General features: G+C 73.4%; 13 protein-coding genes and 2 pseudogenes. 10 read left to right on the top strand and 5 right to left on the bottom strand.

Going from position 1 to position 19,377, the window contains the following annotated elements; genetic code table 11:
• Positions 1-80 precede the first annotated feature (80 nt).
• Positions 81-938 (bottom strand): alpha/beta fold hydrolase, encoded by an 858-nt coding sequence (locus GLX30_RS14680; protein ID WP_159688392.1) that lies wholly within the window; start codon positions 936-938, stop codon positions 81-83.
• A 365-nt stretch (positions 939-1,303) separates the two neighbouring features.
• Here GLX30_RS14680 and GLX30_RS14675 point away from each other — a divergent pair, with 365 nt between their 5' ends.
• On the top strand, positions 1,304-1,717 hold the full coding sequence (locus GLX30_RS14675; RefSeq protein WP_159688388.1) for a cobalamin B12-binding domain-containing protein: 414 nt from the start codon (positions 1,304-1,306) through the stop codon (positions 1,715-1,717).
• A gap of 530 nt (positions 1,718-2,247) precedes the next feature.
• Here GLX30_RS14675 and GLX30_RS14670 read toward each other — a convergent pair.
• The gene (locus GLX30_RS14670) at positions 2,248-3,870 is read right to left on the bottom strand and encodes a DUF5691 domain-containing protein (RefSeq protein WP_159688385.1); all 1,623 of its coding nucleotides are present in this window, start codon (positions 3,868-3,870) and stop codon (positions 2,248-2,250) included.
• A 15-nt stretch (positions 3,871-3,885) separates the two neighbouring features.
• Positions 3,886-5,265, bottom strand: coding sequence for an SWIM zinc finger family protein (locus GLX30_RS14665; protein WP_244258156.1), 1,380 nt, complete (start codon positions 5,263-5,265; stop codon positions 3,886-3,888).
• A gap of 134 nt (positions 5,266-5,399) precedes the next feature.
• On the opposite strand from GLX30_RS14665, the gene GLX30_RS14660 reads away from it, so the two are divergent.
• The 8 genes and pseudogenes from GLX30_RS14660 (at position 5,400) to sucD (ending at position 15,195) form a co-directional block, all read left to right on the top strand.
• A complete protein-coding gene (locus tag GLX30_RS14660) occupies positions 5,400-5,822 on the top strand; it encodes an MmpS family transport accessory protein (protein WP_159688383.1) in 423 nt (140 codons plus the stop codon).
• Positions 5,823-5,942: 120 nt separating this feature from the next.
• Positions 5,943-7,055 (top strand): AAA family ATPase, encoded by a 1,113-nt coding sequence (locus GLX30_RS14655; RefSeq protein WP_159688380.1) that lies wholly within the window; start codon positions 5,943-5,945, stop codon positions 7,053-7,055.
• Positions 7,052-9,387, top strand: a pseudogene (locus tag GLX30_RS14650) (DUF5682 family protein). The gene GLX30_RS14655 and the pseudogene GLX30_RS14650 overlap by 4 nt, the downstream one beginning before the upstream one ends.
• Positions 9,384-10,558 (top strand): annotated as a pseudogene (locus GLX30_RS14645) (VWA domain-containing protein). The pseudogenes GLX30_RS14650 and GLX30_RS14645 overlap by 4 nt, the downstream one beginning before the upstream one ends.
• Before the next feature lie 112 nt (positions 10,559-10,670).
• Entirely contained in the window at positions 10,671-11,669 is a 999-nt protein-coding gene (locus GLX30_RS14640; RefSeq protein WP_159688378.1) for a hypothetical protein, read from the top strand.
• A gap of 112 nt (positions 11,670-11,781) precedes the next feature.
• A complete protein-coding gene (locus tag GLX30_RS14635) occupies positions 11,782-12,768 on the top strand; it encodes a hypothetical protein (RefSeq protein WP_159688375.1) in 987 nt (328 codons plus the stop codon).
• 340 nt (positions 12,769-13,108) lie between these two features.
• Positions 13,109-14,290, top strand: coding sequence for an ADP-forming succinate--CoA ligase subunit beta (gene sucC, locus GLX30_RS14630; protein ID WP_159688374.1), 1,182 nt, complete (start codon positions 13,109-13,111; stop codon positions 14,288-14,290).
• 20 nt (positions 14,291-14,310) lie between these two features.
• On the top strand, positions 14,311-15,195 hold the full coding sequence (gene sucD / locus GLX30_RS14625; RefSeq protein WP_053557004.1) for a succinate--CoA ligase subunit alpha: 885 nt from the start codon (positions 14,311-14,313) through the stop codon (positions 15,193-15,195).
• 72 nt (positions 15,196-15,267) lie between these two features.
• Here the strand turns inward: sucD and GLX30_RS14620 are convergent, their stop codons facing one another.
• Complete coding sequence (locus tag GLX30_RS14620) at positions 15,268-16,608, bottom strand: sigma factor-like helix-turn-helix DNA-binding protein (protein ID WP_159688371.1); 1,341 nt, start codon at positions 16,606-16,608, stop codon at positions 15,268-15,270.
• Between the two features lie 116 nt (positions 16,609-16,724).
• Between GLX30_RS14620 and GLX30_RS14615 the strand changes: the two genes are divergently transcribed.
• Positions 16,725-18,530 carry a DUF6350 family protein gene (locus tag GLX30_RS14615; protein WP_244258154.1) on the top strand — a complete coding sequence of 602 codons (1,806 nt, stop codon included), beginning with the start codon at positions 16,725-16,727 and terminating at the stop codon, positions 18,528-18,530.
• A gap of 30 nt (positions 18,531-18,560) precedes the next feature.
• Here GLX30_RS14615 and GLX30_RS14610 read toward each other — a convergent pair whose 3' ends face one another.
• Positions 18,561-19,367: a hypothetical protein gene (locus GLX30_RS14610; RefSeq protein ID WP_159688368.1), complete on the bottom strand. Its 807-nt coding sequence runs from the start codon at positions 19,365-19,367 to the stop codon at positions 18,561-18,563.
• Positions 19,368-19,377 lie beyond the last annotated feature (10 nt).

Genomic DNA, 19,377 nt, shown 5'->3' with positions numbered 1-19,377 from the left:
GTCGCGTTTCGGCGGCCCAAGGGCAGAGCTTTGGCCCTACGTTCGAGAAGTGTTCGATGGATCGGTCTCGAAGGGTCGCCTCAAGCGACGGACGCGGCCCCCGAAGAAGAGCCCGCTTCCGACGCGCCCGACTCGAGGGCTTCGCGGATGCCGTCGGCGACGGCGGGGTGAACAGGCAGTGCGAGATGGCCGATTCCGCTCACCTGCACGTTCTGTACGAGAAGGTCCGGATGGTCGATGCGGGCCGTCTCGACCGGCGACATGATCCTGTCCAGATCGCTCCAGAAGCTGACGAACCGGGTCCGGCAGCCTGGCGCGGGCATGCGCAGCTCCTCGATCACCGGCGACCCGGGCCGCATCTGCCGCACGATCGGGTGGGCGCTCGCGAGCGGGGCGACGGTCGTGCCCGAGTGCGGGGTGCCGAGGGTGACCAGGGTACGGACGCGGTGGTCGCCGCCCAGGCGCTGGACGTAATAGCGGGCGATCAGGCCGCCCAGACTGTGCCCGACGATGTCGATCTCGGGGTGGCCGGTGCGGGCGCAGATCTCCTCGACATGCCGGCCGAGCAGATCGGCGGCGGCGCGGACGTCGCAGGTGAGCGGCGAATAGTTGAGGCACTCGACATGGTGCGAGCCCTGCCGGGCGAGGGCGCGGCGGAGCAGTACGAACACCGAACGGTTGTCGACGAAGCCATGGAGCAGGACGGTGGGGACGGTGTCCGGCGTGCCCGCCAGGCGGCGCGCGGCCCCGGTGTCCGCACGGGCGCCGTCCTCGGCTCCCGTGCGGGGGCGTGGGCGGGGGCGGCGCTCCGGAGTGAGGCCGGTCGGGTAGAGGAGCAGATGCCCCGCCAGGATCGCGAGCTCCAGAACGGTGGCGCGCAGCAGCGCGGCGGGCCACTTCACCGCCAGCGTCACGGGGAAGGGAGGCAGGACCCTCATGACGACCTCCTCCCGTACGGCACGACGGGGGCGGCTCTGCCCCGCGTGCCCTCATGGGAAGCGCCTAGGGACCGGTGCGGTCGTCTGCCCGCGCCGTCGGTGTCGCACCACCGTGCCGTGCGGCTGTCGGCACGGTGATGCGACGACCTGTAGTGGACCTGTGGCGGCTCCCCGTGCGACCGTGCCCGCGGGGCTGCGCGTGGGTGGCGCGCGATGCCTGAAGCCGGTACGACGCTCGGCGAAAAATGTCCTACGTGTGATTTCCCCCTCCCCGCGCTCCGCGAAACGGCCGCTTGCGGGATGCTGGAGATAACGTTCGTTCACTCTTCGCGCGCCCCAGGGCCGCGGGGACCCAGGAGGCAGTGATGGGTGTGACTGGTCCGATCCGCGTGGTGGTGGCCAAGCCGGGTCTCGACGGCCACGACCGCGGGGCCAAAGTGATCGCGCGGGCGCTGCGCGACGCCGGTATGGAGGTCATCTACACCGGGCTCCACCAGACACCGGAGCAGATCGTCGACACGGCTATCCAGGAGGACGCCGACGCGATCGGCCTGTCGATCCTCTCCGGAGCGCACAACACGCTCTTCGCGAAGGTCATCGAGCTCCTCAAGGAGCGCGATGCGGAAGACATCAAGGTCTTCGGCGGCGGGATCATCCCGGAAGCGGACATCGCGCCGCTGAAGGAGAAGGGCGTCGCGGAGATCTTCACGCCCGGCGCTACGACGGCGTCGATCGTGGACTGGGTCAACGCGAACGTCCGGGCGACCGCGGAGGCGTAGTCGGCCGCGACCACGGTCGTTTTCGGTTCTTGCGGGCACCGCGCCGCACCACTGGGTGGCGTGGTCGTGGCGTGGTCGTGGCGTGACGTGGCCGGCGCGGCGCGGACCGCCGGGTGTTCACTTCTCGGGGCGTAACGCGACCGCGGGGTCTTCGCCTCTCGGAGCGCGCCGGTACGCCCGCACGCGCACATCCCCGCGCCGGTCCCCGCCCGCGCCACTCCCCGCCCGCGCCACTCCCCGCCGGTACGCCCGCACCGTGCACCGCACCTGCGCCCGCGTCCCCGCCCGCACCCCTTTCCGGCGGGTCCGGGCCGCCGGTGGGCGGTGCGACGCCCGGGCCGGTGCAGCGCGCGGACGTCGGTCCGTGCGCCACGGCAACCGGGGCGTTTCGGGGGCACCGGCACCTCGTGTACGTCTGCACCCATGCCCCGCACCGCCCTCTCCGCACCGCCTTCGGGCGGACGGTCGGCGCGGAGCCTGTCGGGCGCCGGTCCTAGGGGGCCGCTCGGCGGAGCAGGCGGCCCGGGCGGTCAGGCGGCGGCGAGTTCCTCGTGCATCATCGCCCGCAGGCGCAGCGTCGAGACGAGGCGCTGGAACGCCTCCGACCAGTAACCGCCCGCGCCCGGTGACGCGTCCTCCTGTTCGTCCGGTACGGCCGTGAGGACCTCCAGACGGTCCGCCTCGTCCGGCGACAGGCAGCGTTCCGCGAGGCCCATCACGCCGCTGAAGCTCCACGGGTAGCTGCCCGCGTCCCGCGCGATGTCGAGGGCGTCGACGACCGCCCGGCCGAGCGGTGCGGCCCACGGCACCGTGCACACCCCGAGCAGCTGGAACGCTTCCGACAGACCGTGCGCCGCTATGAACTCGGCCACCCACGCGGCCCGTTCATCGTCCGGCAGGGCCGAGAGGAGCTTCGACCGCTCGGCCGGCGACGTCGTCCCCGGACCCGTCGACGGCGGTGCGGCGGGCGTGCCGAGCAGGGCGCGCGACCAGTCGGCGTCCTGCTGCCGTACCGCTGCCCGGCACCATGCCGCGTGCAGTTCGTCCGCCCAGCCGTCGGACACCGGCAGCGCGACGATCTCACGCACCGAGCGTCCGCCCAGCCGGTCCGGCCAGACCGACAGCGGGGCGGCCTCCACCAGCTGGCCGAGCCACCAGGACCGTTCGCCGCGTCCTGACGGAGGGGCCGGGACGATGCCGTCACGCTGCATGTCCGCGTCGCATTCATGGGGTGCCTCCACGACGATCGTCGCTTCGGCGCCGCCGCTGCGGTCCATGGCGACGCAGGACGCGGCGCGAGCGGCCATGCGGCCGGCGAGCGCGGAATGCGGCAGGGCGGAGAGGAGTTCGGCGGCCGTGGAACGGACGTTGCGGCTGCGGTCGGACAACGCCTGCTCCAGGAAGGGCTCGTCGGCGTCGGACAGCCCAGATCGCAGGGAGTCGAGGAACATCAGCCGGTCCTCCGCCCGCTCGGTGACCCAGGTCGAGGCGAGCAGCTCCAGCGCGGCGCCCGCGTCGTGGGTGCGCAGACCTGCGAGCAGCGCGACGCGTTCGGCGAACAGGCCTTCCTCCCACAGACTCCGCACGGCCTCCATGTCGTCCATGTCCGGCAGCGTGGAGCCCGCGGACCCGCCCCGCAGCGCGAACTTCCACTCGGGATTGAGCCGGGCGAGCCACAGTCCGCGCGGCCCGGCGAACGTCAGCGCATGGGGGCGCAGGTCCGTGCGGGCACGGGCCGCGTCGAGAAGCGCGGGCAGCACGGACGCCGGTGCCTGGTAGCCGTGCTCGTCGGCGGCGGCGAGCCATTGGGGGAGCAGCTCGGTGAGGTCCGGGGCCGTGCCGCGCCTGCCCCCTGAACCCGAGGACCCGGAACGGTCGGCCAGCAGCTGGACGAGCCGTCGCCGCGCGGGCGGCGGAAGGGCGCGGCGCCCGTCGTGCGGCGCCGGCTCCGGCAGCGTGCCGTCCGCCGCCGGCGGCGCGGGACTCAGCCCGGCCCGGCGCCGCACGGTGTGCAGGGCAGCCGCGTCGAGCAGGGCGACGGGCGCGTCCTTCCCGGCGGGTGTCGTACCGGCCGGCGGCGTCCGGCGGTCGGTGCCGAGCAGGGCCGAGGTGACGAGCTCTTCCCACGGCGACGCACTGGCGGTGGTGGTCATGAGGTCTCCCTACGTTCAGATCAGCGGGACCGTCTCGGACATGTCCTCCGGCCAGGCCGTCAGCGGCACGAAGCCCCTGTGGCCGAACTCGCCGAACACGGTGACCGGCCGGCCCCCGGCGAGGGCCACGAGCTTCCACAGGCCCGGGCGGGTGAGCGCCGCGGCGGCGACGGGCAGCGCCGCGCCGCCGTCGGCGTCTACGAGCTGCCATCCCGTCCCGTCCGGCACGGGTATGACGCCGGTGAGGGTGACCGGCCAGGAATCCAGCCACGGGTCGTCTCGCAGGGCCTGCCCGTACGCGTCGGCCGCCGAGGCGCACGGCCCGCCCGGAGGCGGCGCGTCGATGGCGACGGGCGGACCGAACCGCGTGCCCAGCTCCGCCCTCGGCCGGCCGGCGCCGTGCGGGGTGACTTCGGCGTCGATCATCAGCCCGACCGGCAGGGCGAGTTGCGGAGAGCGGCCCGCCGCGCCGAAGGAGAGCAGCAGCGCCGTTTGCTCCGACCCACGCCCGTGCAGCCAGACGCGGCGAGTGGTGAGCTTGCCGTCGGCCGAGTCGTACTGGGCGAGGACCAGCCACTGGTCGCGGACCGCGGGGCCTTCCGCGGCCGACGGCAGACCGACCCTGCCCCGGACGGTGGCGGCGAGCGGCTCGGGCAGCCGCTCGCGACCCAGCCAGGCGGAGTCCAGCAGATGGATCAGGGCGCACTCCTCCAGCAGCCGCACCGGCCAGCCGGGCCCGGATCCGGGGATCGCGCCGAGCTCCCTGACGCGCGCGGCGAGCCCCGGTGCCTGGGCGTCGACCATCCGTGCGGCGGTCTCCTCCCACAGTCCGTATCCGGACCGTTCGGTGGCCGCGAGACCGCCGCGCAGCAGGTCGGCGAGCCGCTGCTCCAGTTCCGTGGCGCCCGCGGTGATCCGCTCCGCCCTGCGTTCCGCCCGCCTTCTCGCCGCTTCCGGGTCGGCGCTCTTCGCGGCGCCCGAGCCGGTGCCCGGCTGTTCCTCGGCCGCCGCGCGGCTCCTGCGTCCCGACAGCCATCCGTCCGCCCACTCCGGCGCCTCGGACTGCGGCACGGTCTGCTCGTCGCACGCCCAGAGCAGCAGCAGGCCCAGCGCGTGCTTGCACGGGAACTTCCTGCTCGGGCAACTGCACTTGTACGCGGGGCCGGTGGTGTCCACGACCGTCTGGTACGGCTTGCTGCCGCTGCCCTTGCACAGGCCCCACACGGCCCCGGACGCGTCGCAGCCCGCGCCCGACCACGGGCCGGCCGCGCCGAGCTTGCTTCCCGCCTTGCGTGATGCGTTGTCAGGAGCCAGCGACAGCACCTGCTCCGCGGCCCAGCGCGCCGCCCCTTGATCCATGGAGGCAGGGGCCGTTCCCCCGTTTGAAAGCAGCATGGGAACGACGCTAAGGGGGGCCACTGACAATCGCCCTGACCTGCGAAGCCACCGGTACCGAACGGGTGTTGGCCGGCCGTTGCTTTGCTACTTTTGACGAAGTGTCGAATTCGGCAGATCCGGGGGGATCCAGCATGAAGCGCTCCATCCGTACGGCGGTCCGCGCCGTCACGGCCACCGGCATCGCGGCCGGCCTGGCCTTCGGTCTCACTGCCTGTTCCGAGGCGGTCGACCAGGTCGACAAGGTGGTCGACGAGAAGTACGAGGTGACGTACGAGGTCACGGGCAAGAACGTCGACTCGATCCAGTACCACGGTGGTGGCGGCGAGGCGATGAACCCGAAGATCGAGACGGTGGACAAGCCCACCCTGCCGTGGACGAAGACGGTCACGCTGCGCGGCATCATGCCCGCCGCGGTGATGCCGGTCGCCGCCGACCTCACCGGCACCGAGGTCACGTGCAGGATCACGCACAAGGGCAAGGTGCTGAAGGAGGAGACGGGCGAGGGCCTCGCCACCGCGGGCGGCTGCATCGCGGAGTCCCCGGTCGGCGGCTGACTCCCTTTGCCCACACCGGCTTTCGGCGCTGACCTGCGGTCATGTCGAGGTCGGACCGATTGTCAGTGGCATGGTGCACCGTGGATCCCACATCGGGTCGAACGATCTGGAGGGGGATCCATGACCGTGTCAGAAACCGTCGCCAAGGCGGGCAACGAAGCCCTGCGGCCGCACGCGGAGGACGCATTCGCCGACGAGTTGAAGGCGCTGGCCGCGGCCGACGACCGGCCGCGGCCGGTGAACTGGCGGCTGTCGCCCTGGGCCGTCGCCACCTACCTGCTCGGCGGCACGCTCCCCGACGGCACGGTGATCACACCGAAGTACGTGGGGCCCCGCCGGATCGTCGAGGTGGCCGTCACCACGCTCGCCACCGACCGTGCTCTGCTGCTCCTCGGCGTGCCGGGCACCGCGAAGACCTGGGTGTCGGAGCATCTGGCGGCGGCCGTCAGTGGTGACTCCACCCTCCTTGTGCAGGGCACCGCCGGCACGCCGGAGGAAGCCATCCGCTACGGCTGGAACTACGCCCAGCTGCTGGCGCACGGCCCCAGCCGGGACGCGCTGGTGCCCAGCCCCGTCATGCGCGCCATGTCCGAGGGCATGACTGCCCGCGTCGAGGAGCTCACCCGCATCCCGGCCGATGTGCAGGACACGCTGATCACGATTCTTTCCGAGAAGACGCTGCCCGTCCCGGAGCTGGGCCAGGAGGTGCAGGCCGTCCGCGGCTTCAACCTCATCGCCACCGCCAACGACCGCGACCGCGGGGTCAACGACCTGTCCAGTGCCCTGCGCCGGCGCTTCAACACCGTCGTCCTCCCGCTGCCCCTGACGCCGGAGGCAGAGGTCGACATCGTGTCACGGCGCGTCGACCAGATAGGACGTTCGCTCGACCTGCCGGCCGCGCCGGAGGGGCTCGAGGAGATCCGGCGGGTGGTCACCGTCTTCCGCGAGCTGCGCGACGGGGTGTCCACCGACGGCCGCACGAAGATCAAGTCCCCGTCCGGGACGCTGTCGACGGCAGAGGCGATCTCCGTGGTCACCGGCGGTCTCGCCCTGGCGGCGCACTTCGGGGACGGCGTGCTGCGCCCGGGGGACGTGGCCGCGGGCATCCTCGGCGCGGTCGTGCGGGACCCGGCCGCCGACCGGGTCGTCTGGCAGGAGTATCTGGAGACGGTGGTGCGCGAGCGGGACGGCTGGAAGGACTTCTACCGCGCCTGCCGCGAGGTGAGCGCATGACGACCCCGCTCCTGCTCGGGGTCCGCCACCACGGGCCCGGCTCGGCCCGGGCGGTGCGGGCCGCGCTGGAGGCGGCAGCCCCCGCGGCCGTACTGATCGAAGGCCCGCCGGAGGGCGACGCACTGCTCCCGCTGGCCGCCGACGAGCAGATGCGTCCGCCCGTCGCCCTGCTCGCGCACGCCGCGGACGATCCGGGCAGGGCCGCGTTCTGGCCGCTGGCCGAGTTCTCCCCCGAGTGGGTGGCGATCCGGTGGGCGCTGGCCAACGGCGCGGCCGTGCGCTTCATCGACCTGCCCGCGGCGCATTCGCTCGCGCTGACCGGGGAGGGGGGGCCAGGACAGGAGGACCCCTCGGAGGGCACGCCGGACGTGCGGGTCGACCCGATCGCGGTCCTCGCCGGAGCCGCCGGGTACGACGACCCGGAGCGCTGGTGGGAGGACGTCGTCGAGCTCAGGGGCGCCCGCCCGGCACCGGACCGCGGATCGGTTGACGGCGCGGCCGGCGAGCCCGACCCGTTCGCGCCGTTCGCCGCACTGGCCGAGGCCATGGCGGCCCTGCGGGAGACGTACGGCCACGGTGGTCACGACCGTGACCTCGTGCGCGAGGCGTTCATGAGGCTCCAGCTCCGCGCCGCGAAAAGGGAGTTCGGGGACGACGGCGTCGCCGTCGTCTGCGGCGCCTGGCACGTGCCGGCGCTCATGACCGCGACGACGGTCGCCGCGGACAAGGCCGTCCTCAAGGGGCTGCCCAAGGTCAAAGCGGACATCACGTGGGTGCCCTGGACCCACCGCAGGCTGGCGCGCCGCTCCGGCTACGGGGCGGGCATCGACTCGCCCGGCTGGTACGGCCATCTCTTCGGCGCCCCCGACCGGCCCGTGGAGCGGTGGATGACGAAGGTGGCCCGGCTGTTCCGGGACGAGGACCGGATGGTGTCGTCCGCCCATGTCATCGAGGCCGTCAGGCTCGCCGAGACCCTGGCCGTGATGCGGGGCCGGCCGCTCGCCGGACTGACCGAGACCGTCGACGCCGTCCGGGCGGTGATGTGCGACGGCTCGGACGTGCCGCTCGACCTCGTCAGGGACCGGCTCATCGTGGGGACGTCCTCGGCGAGGTGCCCGACACGGCGCCCGCGGTGCCGCTCCAGCGCGACCTGGCCCGGCAGCAGCGCAGCCTGCGGCTCAAGCCGGAGGCCCTCGAGCGCGAACTGGACCTGGATCTGCGCAAGGACACCGATGCCGCCAAGAGCCGGCTGCTGCACCGGCTGCGGCTGCTCGCGGTCGGCTGGGGCGAGCCGGCCGCCGGCCGGGGAAGCACCGGCACGTTCCGGGAGAGCTGGCGGCTGCGCTGGGAGCCCGAACTGTCCGTGAAGGTCGCGGAGGCCGGCGTCTGGGGCACCACCGTGCTCTCCGCCGCCACGGCCAAGGCCGAGGCGCAGGCCGGCTCCGCGACGGCGCTCGCCGAGGTGACCGCCCTCGCCGAGCAGTGCCTCCTGGCCGAACTGCCCGACGCGCTTCCCACGGTGATGAAGGCCCTGGCCGACCGGGCCGCCCTCGACGCCGACGTGAGCCATCTCGCTCAGGCACTGCCCGCGCTGGCCCGTTCCCTGCGGTACGGCGATGTGCGCGCCACGGACACGGCGGCACTCGGCGAGGTCGCCGCCGGACTCGCCGAACGGATCTGCGTAGGCCTGCCGCCCGCATGCTCCGGGCTCGACGCGGACGGCGCGGACGAGATGCGCGGCCATCTCGACGGTGTGCACGCGGCCGTCGGCCTGCTGCCGGACGCCGAAGGCATCGGGGAGCGCTGGCGGTCCGTGCTGCGCAAACTGTCCGGCCGGGACTCCGTCCCAGGGGTGATACGCGGCCGGGCGGCCCGCCTGCTGCTGGACGAGGGGCACTTGGAGGAGGACGAGGCCGCACGCCTGATGGCACTCGCGCTTTCCCCGGGCACGGAGCCGGCCACGGCGGCCGCCTGGATCGAGGGCTTCGTCGGCGGCGCGTCCGGCGGAGGACTGCTGCTCGTCCACGACGAACGCCTGCTGGGGCTCGTCGACTCGTGGCTGACCGGCGTGTCCGCGGAAGCGTTCACCGATGTGCTGCCGCTGCTGCGCCGCACCTTCTCGGCCTATGAACCGGGCGTCCGCCGCACACTGGGCGAACTCGTCCGGCGCGGGGAGGGAACGGCGGCCGCGCGGACACGGACGGACGCCGGGATACCAGGCTTCGGACCCGGCCTGGAGACCGTCCGGGCGGACGCGGTGCTTCCCGTGCTGGGCCTCCTCCTCGGCATCGACGACAACGAGCTGAACGACCTGGCGGGAGTGGCCGGATGACTGCGAGCGTGAACGACGAGCGGCTGCGGCGCTGGCGGCTGGTGCTCGGCGGGGAGTCGGGCGCCGACGGCACGGGCTGCACCCTCACCGGTACCGACGCGGCGATGGACGGTGCGCTCACCTCTCTCTACGGCCGGTCCGCCGGCAGCTCCGACGGACGTCGCAGCAGCAGCCGTTCGGCCGGTCTGGGCGCGTCCGCGCCGTCCGTCGCCCGCTGGCTCGGCGACATCCGTACGTACTTCCCGAGCTCCGTCGTGCAGGTCATGCAGCGTGACGCCATAGACCGGCTCGGACTCTCCGCGCTGCTGCTGGAGCCGGAGATGCTTGAGGCGGTCGAGGCGGACGTGCACCTCGTCGGCACCCTGCTCTCGCTCAACAAGGCGATGCCGGAGACGACGAAGGAGACGGCCAGGGCGGTCGTGCGCAAGGTCGTCGAGGAACTGGAGAAGAAGCTCGCCACCCGCACCAGGTCCACCCTCACCGGTGCGCTCGACCGCTCGGCGCGGATCAACCGGCCGCGCCACCGGGACATCGACTGGGACCGCACCATCCGGGCCAACCTCAAGAACTACCTGCCGGAGTTCAACACGGTGGTCCCCGAGCGGCTCATCGGCCACGGCCGGGCGTCCCAGGCGGTGAAGAAGGAGGTCGTGCTCTGCATCGACCAGTCGGGCTCGATGGCCGCGTCCGTGGTCTACGCGTCGGTCTTCGGCGCGGTGCTCGCCTCGATGCGCTCCATCGCCACCCGCCTCGTCGTGTTCGACACGGCCGTCGTCGATCTTACCGACCAGCTCGACGACCCCGTGGACGTCCTGTTCGGCACCCAGCTCGGCGGCGGCACGGACATCAACAGGGCGCTGGCGTACTGCCAGTCGCAGATCACCCGCCCCGCCGACACCGTCGTCGTCCTGATCAGCGACCTCTACGAGGGCGGCATCCGCGACGAGATGCTGAAGCGGGTCGCGGCGATGAAGGCGTCCGGAGTGCAGTTCGTCACTCTGCTGGCGCTCTCCGACGAGGGCGCCCCCGCTTACGACCGTGAGCACGCGGCAGCCCTCGCGGCCCTCGGGCACCGGCGTTCGCCTGTACGCCGGACCTTTTCCCCGACGTCATGGCGGCGGCCATCGAGAAACGCCCCCTGCCTATACCGGACATGGCTGCCCATCAGTAGCAGGACATGACATGGTGACCCATCGGTAACAGGGGACTTGCGTCGCCCAGGGAGCTTCGTGCGAGCATCGTCGCGATCCCGGCTGACGCCGACCGAGAGAGAGCCCCTCACCGTGACTGCCGCAGCGCTCCGTACCGCTGCCGTTCCGCGCGCGCTGCGCCGGGCGGTGGCCGGTTCGCGGACGCTGCGCCTTCTGCTGCTCCTCGGGGGAGTTCTGACGCTCGGCCTGCTCTTCTGTGGCCCGGCCCGGGCGGCCGAGCCCCCGGCCGGTGACCTCACCGCCGGGGTCCAGGCCGGCGCCCGGCCCGGAAGCGGCACCGACACCGTCGTCGTGCCCCGACAGACCGGTGCGGGAGACACCGTGACCGCGCCGATCCCGTCGGGCCTGTCGGCGGGAACGGCCGGATCATCCGGCACCGCAGGACCGTCCACCTCCCTCGGGGCTCCGGCTGTGGTGGAGCGCGCCGAGCAGCGGGCAGCACAGGAACTGCGGCGCGTGGCCGCCGGTTCCCTGAGCGCCGTGGGGGCCACGGGCGCCGGGCAGGCCGTGGAAACGGTCCGCGAGACGGCCCGTCCGGTCACCGACGGCGTGCGCCGGCTCGCCGGTCCGCTGCTCGGTCTCATCAGCGGCCCTCTGTCCGGCGGCCAGTTGCCGGAACCCGGCGGCGCGCTGCCGGGCGGCGATGGCGTCGTCGTTCCTGACGACCTTCCTTCACGGCAGTACGCGCCGGTCGGCGGGGCGTTCACCGTCGTTCCCGCCGGTACGGACCGGGCGGCCGGCGACGCGAACCCTTCCGTCACAGGTCCCACCGGGCCCGCCGGCGCTCCGGGCCGTGACTGCGGCGACGCGCACGGCGGTCATGCCGGCGCGTCGCGGGCCACGTCCGCGGAGTCTCCCGCGCACGCACCGGCGGCCCCTGTGGACCCGTGCAGGGACCAGCCGGGCGCCGTGCACCACTCCGGTGAGACGCACACGCCCCGTGCGGGCGACCAGCCGGCGGCCACGTCGGCCGGCGGCTCCCCTGACGCGTTCGCCTGCGCTCCCGGCTGCCCGGCGGCCGACCCGCCGACCCGCGACAGGCCGCGCGACGTACTCGAATTCCCCGGCTAGGGCAGGCCTTCCCCCGCCTCTTGACCTGCCACGCGGGGGTGGGCAGGTCTGCCCGCCACTCCGGAGCCCTGTTTCTCCGGACCGCCGAACGAATTCGAAGGAACCACCAAGCATGCACAAGAACATCCGCCGTTCCATCGCGGTCGCGGCCACCGCCACCGGTATGTGGGCCATAGGGACCGCCGTGGCCAGCGCCGACGAGGCGCCCGTCTCCGTGCCGCTGTCCACCCCGGACCAGGCCGTCGACGCCACCGGCGACGTGGTGGCCGACCTGGACCGGGCAGCCGGCCTGGCGGAGCGGCTGCCCGCGGCCGACGTCCAGGACGCGGCGACCGACTCCGTCGACCAGGCCCGTGAGTACGTCGAGGGCGAGCTCCCCTCGTACGAGGCGCCGTCCGTCGCCGACGTGCGCCTGCCGTCGCCCGAGGCGCCGTCGGTGGACGTCCCTGCCGCCCCGGCCGTCGACGCCGACATCGACTACCTCTTCGGTCCCCTCTCCGCGTTCGCGCACGAGCTGGAGCAGGCCCCGGCCGCTGCCGAGGCCCGCGCACAGGGCGCGGTCGCCGCGTCCGGCCCCGTCGTCGACGAGACGTCCGCGGCCGTGCTGCCGCCCGTCGTCGCGACCGCCGTGGCCGGGGTCCAGCCGGTCGCCGCTCAGGCCGTCGGGGACGCGGGCGTCCTCGCCCAGGGCGTCGTCTCCGACGTGCAGCCGTTCGCCGGCGGTGTCGCCGACCAGGTGGACCCGTTCGCGACCGGCGTCGTGAGCGAGGTGCAGCCGTTCGCCGGCGGCGTCGCGGGCGAGGTACAGCCCTTCGCGGCCGGTGTGGTCGCAGAGGTCCAGCCGCTGGTCGACACCGTGGGGGGCCACGTCCAGCCCCTCGCGCAGGGCGTCGGCCACAGCGCGGGCGACCTGACCTACGGCCTGACCGGCCAGGTGGACCCGTTCGCGGCGGGCGTGGTGTCGGAGGTCCGGCCGTTCGCGCAGGGTATTGCGACGAACGTCACGGGCGACGCGGCGCCGCTCGCCGGCAACGCGGTCGGCGGGGTGCAGGGAGTCGTCTCCGACGTGACCCCGAGCTACCTGCCGTACGGCATCTGAGCAGTCACGCGCTCAGGCCCCCGTCAGGTGCCTGACCAGGCAACCAGCAGCAGGGGCGGGACGTCACCGGGATCCGGGCGGCGTCCCGCCCGCTCCGGCGCTGGAGGCTGCCGGCCCCCGTCCGGCCGTATCATCGGGGTGCGCTCTGTGACCGTAATCACCGCTCAGGTGTGATCTGCGATTTAGGGGCGCACCTCCGGCGGGGATAACCTGCCAGGCGGACATGCCGCGCCCACGGACACCGTGTGTGCCTCCCTTGTGACAAGAGCAGTCACGTTGCCCTTCGCGGCACGCCCACGCAGACAACGAACCGCGATCATCAGAAAAGGGACGGACGCGCGTGGACCTGTTCGAGTACCAGGCGAGGGACCTCTTCGCCAAGCACGGTGTACCGGTGCTGGCCGGTGAAGTCATCGACACGCCTGAGGCGGCGCGCGAGGCCACCGAGCGACTGGGCGGCAAGTCGGTCGTCAAGGCGCAGGTGAAGGTCGGCGGCCGCGGCAAGGCCGGCGGCGTCAAGCTGGCCGCCACTCCGGACGAGGCCGTCGCCCGTGCGACGGACATCCTCGGGATGGACATCAAGGGCCACACGGTCAACAAGGTGATGATCGCGGAGACCGCTCCGGAGATCGCCGAGGAGTACTACGTCTCGTACCTCCTCGACCGCACCAACCGCACCTTCCTGGCCATGGCCTCGGTCGAGGGCGGCATGGACATCGAGGAGGTCGCGGCCACCAAGCCCGAGGCCCTCGCGAAGGTCCCGGTCGACGCCAACGAGGGTGTCACCAAGGAGAAGGCCGCCGAGATCGTCGCCCAGGCGAAGTTCCCGGCCGAGGTCGCCGACCAGGTCGCCGACATCCTGGTGACCCTGTGGAAGACCTTCATCGCCGAGGACGCGCTCCTCGTCGAGGTCAACCCGCTGGCCAAGGTCGCCGACGGCCGCGTCATCGCGCTCGACGGCAAGGTGTCGCTCGACGAGAACGCCGACTTCCGCCAGCCGGAGCACGAGGCCCTCGAGGACAAGGCCGCAGCCAACCCGCTCGAGGCTGCCGCCAAGGCCAAGAACCTCAACTACGTCAAGCTCGACGGCGAGGTCGGCATCATCGGCAACGGCGCGGGCCTGGTCATGTCGACCCTCGACGTCGTCGCCTACGCCGGTGAGGCCCACGACAACGTGAAGCCCGCCAACTTCCTCGACATCGGTGGTGGCGCCTCCGCCGAGGTCATGGCGAACGGCCTCGAGATCATCCTCGGCGACCCGGACGTCAAGTCCGTCTTCGTCAACGTCTTCGGTGGCATCACCGCCTGTGACGAGGTCGCCAACGGCATCGTCCAGGCCCTGGAACTGCTGAAGTCCAAGGGCGAGGAAGTCACCAAGCCGCTGGTCGTGCGCCTCGACGGCAACAACGCGGAGCTGGGTCGCAAGATCCTCTCCGACGCCAACCACCCGCTGGTGCAGCGCGTGGACACCATGGACGGCGCGGCCGACAAGGCCGCCGAGCTCGCCGCTGCTGCGAAGTAAGGGAAGAGGGATCTAGAACCATGGCTATCTTCCTGAACAAGGACAGCAAGGTCATCGTCCAGGGCATGACCGGTGCCACGGGCATGAAGCACACCAAGCTCATGCTGGGTGACGGCACCAACATCGTCGGCGGCGTGAACCCGCGCAAGGCCGGCACGTCCGTCGACTTCGACGGCACCGAGGTACCGGTCTTCGGCTCCGTCGCCGAGGCCATGGAGAAGACGGGCGCCGACGTCTCCGTCCTCTTCGTGCCGCCGGCCTTCGCGAAGGCCGCCGTCGTCGAGGCCATCGACGCCGAGATCCCCCTCGCGGTCGTCATCACCGAGGGCATCGCCGTCCACGACTCCGCCGCCTTCTGGGCCTACGCGAAGTCCAAGGGCAACAAGACCCGCATCATCGGCCCGAACTGCCCCGGCCTCATCACGCCGGGCCAGTCCAACGCCGGCATCATCCCGGGCGACATCACCAAGCCCGGCCGCATCGGTCTCGTGTCCAAGTCCGGCACGCTGACCTACCAGATGATGTACGAGCTCCGTGACATCGGCTTCTCCTCCGCCGTCGGCATCGGTGGCGACCCGGTCATCGGTACGACGCACATCGACGCCCTCGCGGCGTTCGAGGCGGACCCCGACACCGACCTGATCGTGATGATCGGCGAGATCGGCGGCGACGCCGAGGAGCGTGCGGCCGACTTCATCAAGGCCAACGTCACCAAGCCGGTCGTCGGCTACGTCGCGGGCTTCACCGCCCCCGAGGGCAAGACCATGGGCCACGCCGGCGCCATCGTCTCCGGCTCCTCCGGCACCGCCGCGGCGAAGAAGGAGGCCCTCGAGGCCGCGGGCGTCAAGGTCGGCAAGACGCCGACCGAGACGGCCAAGCTGGCGCGCGCCATCCTCGCCGGCTGACCTTCCGCAGTGCATGTGTGGGCCCGCCCCGGGTGACCGGGGCGGGCCCACACGCGTATCGGGTGGAGCCTGTCAGCCGCGCAGCGGGACGAGTCGCCCAGGTCCGTTCGCCGGTTCGGAACGGAGCTTGTCGCGGAGTGCCCTGTCCTTCTCCGTCAGCCGGTGCGGCCCGTGCTGGGGCGCGGGCACGCCTTCGATCTGCTGGGCCGGCGAGATCGGCGGATCGTAGTGCCGTGGCGCCGTGACCAGCGTGAAGGCGGTGGCGGCGACGATCAGCGCGGTCGCCGCGGCGACCGCCCGTGTCCACATCTTCGCCCGGCGCTCGCACCCGCTGCGCACGTCGCACGCCGGTGTCATCAGGGGTGCGGGCCCGGCACCGGCCAGTCCCCTCATCCGGTCCCGCAGCACGCTGCTGTCCGCCAGTTCGGGGAGCCGCTCGGCCATGGCCTCACGGGCGTGCACGAGGCGGCTCGCGGTGGCCGGGGTGCTGGCCTCCGTCTCCGCCGCGGTCTCCGGCAGCCCGAGCCCGAGGCCGTCGTGGAGCAGCAGCGCCCGGCGGTACGCCGTGGGGAGTTCCAGCAGCGCCTCGAGCAACTCCCGCCGGGGCTCCTCGCCGGGCAGTTCGTCGGGGTACCGGTGCGCGGGCCGCAGCCGGTTCCACGGGGACATGGCGTACTCGTACGCGACGGCCCGCACCCAGCCGGCCGGGTCACGGTCCACGGCGACCTCCGGCCAGCGCTGCCAGGCGTGGTGGAAGGCCCGCTCGACCGACTCCTGGGAGAGCCGCCGGCGTCCGGTGAGCAGATACGTCTGGCGCACCAGGTCCGGGGCGGCGCCCGCGTACAGCACGTCGAACGCCTCCTCCGGGCTGGGCGGCGGCAGGGTCAGGGCCGCCGGGCCGAGGGGGCCGACGCCACGCCGGCTGTCGGCGGGGGGTGCCGTCGCGGACGACGGTCCGGGCCTGCCGACGGGCCTCGGATGCAGGGCCACCGGCGGCTTCGCCGCGCGTTTCACGGCGGGGCGGGGGCGGGTGTTCGCCGTGGGCTGCGCCGTGCGGGTCGGCGGTGCGATGCGGACCCGGTCGTCCTGGTCGAGGCCCTCTCCGGCCGCCCGGCCGCCTCCGTCCACTTCGTCGCGCTTGTCCGGCTCCCGGTCGCCCTCCAGGGGCCCTGTGTCCGGGGCGCACTCCCCGGTCCGCGTGTCGAGGGCTGCGAGCAACTCGGCGTAGGCCTCGCGGTTGCGCCCCCTGGGGGCGGTGCGCCCGGTCTCCCAGGAGCGGATCGTCGCCCGGGTGACTCCGATCGTCGTCGCCACCTCGTCCTCGGAGAGGAACTTCGCCTCTCGAAGCCTGCGCCGTTCCTTCGGGGGCGGCAGGGGGGTGCCGGACGCGGAGCGGGTGATGCTCTCGGTCATGAAGGGCCCCTCACGGCACTGCACTCGACAAAAAAGCACATAAACGTATCTTGGGCGACACATCGGTCATTCGCCCGTTACATGGATAAAGCGCGTGTCGTTGGCAGCATGGCCGCGTGACCCAAGTGACCGAACAGAGCCACTCAGTGCCCCAAGCCCCGGTCGCCGTGCAGGGCGGCGCGTCGGTCGCGCTGGTCGCGTCGTTCGTGCGCGGCGCGACGGCGGCCGGACTCGGGCTCGGCGTGATCACCGTACTGGTGATGGTGCTGTGGATCAGCTCGCCCTTCCCCGACAGCGATCCGGCCGACGCGCTGCACGTCGCGGCGGCGCTGTGGCTGCTCGCGCACGGCACGGAGCTCGTACGGACGGACACGCTCTCCGGGGCGCCCTCGCCGATGGGGATCGTGCCGCTGCTGCTCGTCGCCGTGCCCGCCTTGCTGGCACACCGGGCGGCACGCGACGCCTTGGAACCGGCGGAGGGCAGACCGAGGCCGTCCGCCTGGAGCGCGCCGACGATGGTGGCCAGCGGTTACGTGATGGTCGGTGCGCCGGTCGTGCTCTACGTCGCCGGCGGTTCCTTCGCGGCGGACCCGCTGAGCGCCCTTGTCCATCTGCCGCTCGTGACCTTCCTGGCCGCCGCCACCGGTGCATGGACCGCGAGCGGGCGGCCGCTGGGTCCGTTGCCGGCCTGGGTGCCGCGGCGGCTGCATGCGGCCGTCGCTCGCGGCAACGTGTCCGCCGCGCTGCGGTCCGCCGGCGCCGGCACCCTCACGCTGCTCGTCGGCGGCGCGGTGCTGGCCGTGACCTCCACGGTCTGGCACGGACGAGCCGCACAGGAGTCGTTCCTGGGCCTGTCGGGGGAGTGGACGGGCCGGGCGGCCCTCGCGCTGCTGACGCTGGCGCTGCTGCCGAACGCGGCCGTATGGGGCGCGGCTTACGGGCTCGGGCCGGGCTTCGCCCTCGGCACGGGCGCGACGGCGGCGCCGCTCGCCGCGACCGGCACGCCCGCGCTGCCCGACTTCCCGCTGCTCGCGGCGGTGCCGGGTGAAGGGCCCGGCACGCCGCTGCACTGGGCGGCCGTCGCGGTGCCCCTCGCCGCGGGAGTGGTGGTCGCCTGGTTCACGGTGGGAGCGGCGGCCCCGCGGCACGGGGAGCGCGGGAGCGCCTGGAGCTCCGGCGCGACCGCCCTCACGGTGCTGCTCGGCGCGGTCGGCTGCGCCGGGCTGATGTGCCTGCTCGCCGGGGCGTCCGGAGGCCCGCTCGGCACCGGCCGCCTCGCGGAGTTCGGCCCCGTGTGGTGGCTCACCGGCTGCGCGGCGCTGCTCTGGACGGCCGGCCCGGGGATCCCGCTGGCGCTGGCTCTGCGGGCGTGGCGGACACGGACGCCCGGCCGGGGGCTGCTGCGCCGTCGCGGCGCCGAGGCCGAAGGGCCGAGTGACGCGGTGCCGTTCGCGGAGGTACCGGCGGCGCCTGCGGCTCCGGCGCCGGGGCAGGGATCGTCGGACACGGACCTCGACGGTGGGCCCGGCCCGCTCGACGACGAGTCCGAGCTGTACGACTTCCTCCCGGCGGACACCTGGACCGCCCGCGGACCCCGCGAGGACCGCTGGGCCGCGCTGAAGGAGTCCTCCGGCGGCCCGATGCCGGACTTCCCCCCGCTTCCGGTCCCTGCCCCGCCGACCGGGTCCGAGCCCGCGACCGGGTCCGAGCCCGCGACCGGGCCCGAGGCCGCGACCGGGCCCGAGGCCGGCGCCGCTTCGGGGTCTGCCACCGGGCCCGGGTTTGCCACCGGTTCGGGGCCTGCCACGGTGCCCCCGTCCGCGTCGCCGCCCATGTCGCCGCCCGCCCCACCGCCCGCGTCGCAGACGGCGGAGGGCCCGAGCGGGGATCCGCCCGAGCCCTCCGAGGAAGCCGCCCGCTGACCCGCGGTCCGGCCCCCGTGCGCTTCCGCGCTACTCCTTGACGCCCAGCACGCCCCGCAGGGGCTCCGGGAGCTTTTCGTTGCAGGCCAGCTGCCCCGACTTGGTCAGTGCGTCGTTCACGCAGGTGTAGTAGTCGCGGTAGACCAGTTGCGCCGTGAAGGACGCCGCCACGATCACCAGCGCGATGCTCGCCATCACCAGGCCGCTCACCGCCGCTGTGATCTGCGGCCTGCCGGGGGCGACGGGCGGCGCGGACGCGGGGGCGTGCTGCGGCGGGGCAGGGGCGTTCGCGGGCGTTCCGCCCGTGGTCAGGGAGGCGGTGTCCACCCGGCGCCGGGGCTTGGCGCGCAGGGAGCTGATGCTCCAGTTCAGCGCCAGCGCGCCGAGCAGCAGGGCGATCTCGGGGAAGTCGAACAGGGCGAAGAAGAACGCCCACATGCCGGACAGCAGGGCGTATCGTGCCCGCCGCTGCGCGGGGTCCGTCGGGTCCCAGCGCAGGCCGCCGGGGGCCCCTGGGCCGCCCTGACCGCCGTTGCCGTCGGGGCGCGGACGGCCGCCGAAGCCACCTCCCGAAGAGCGGCCGGGCTGGCGGCTGCTCCACTGGCTGCCCCAGTTCGAGCCCGAGCCGGATCCCGAGCCCGAGCCCGAGCCGCTGTCCGGGCCGTCACCGCCGGACCGGCCGGAGGACGAGGAGGAGTCGTCGTCGGGCGACGGGTGGCGCGGCTGCCACGGCTGGTCCGGCCTGCCCTCCGGCGGCGGCGCGAAGGGGTTGTTGTCGTCCGTGGACTGGCGCTCCCGCGGCAACAGGAGGTCCGTACGACGGCGTCGGTCCGGCATCTGGTGAACG

It is taken from the genome of Streptomyces sp. Tu 2975 (genome assembly GCF_009832925.1).
GTDB lineage: Bacteria > Actinomycetota > Actinomycetes > Streptomycetales > Streptomycetaceae > Streptomyces.
The sequence above is the reverse complement of the archived record's forward strand: the minus strand, read 5'-3'. Positions and strand labels throughout refer to the sequence as shown.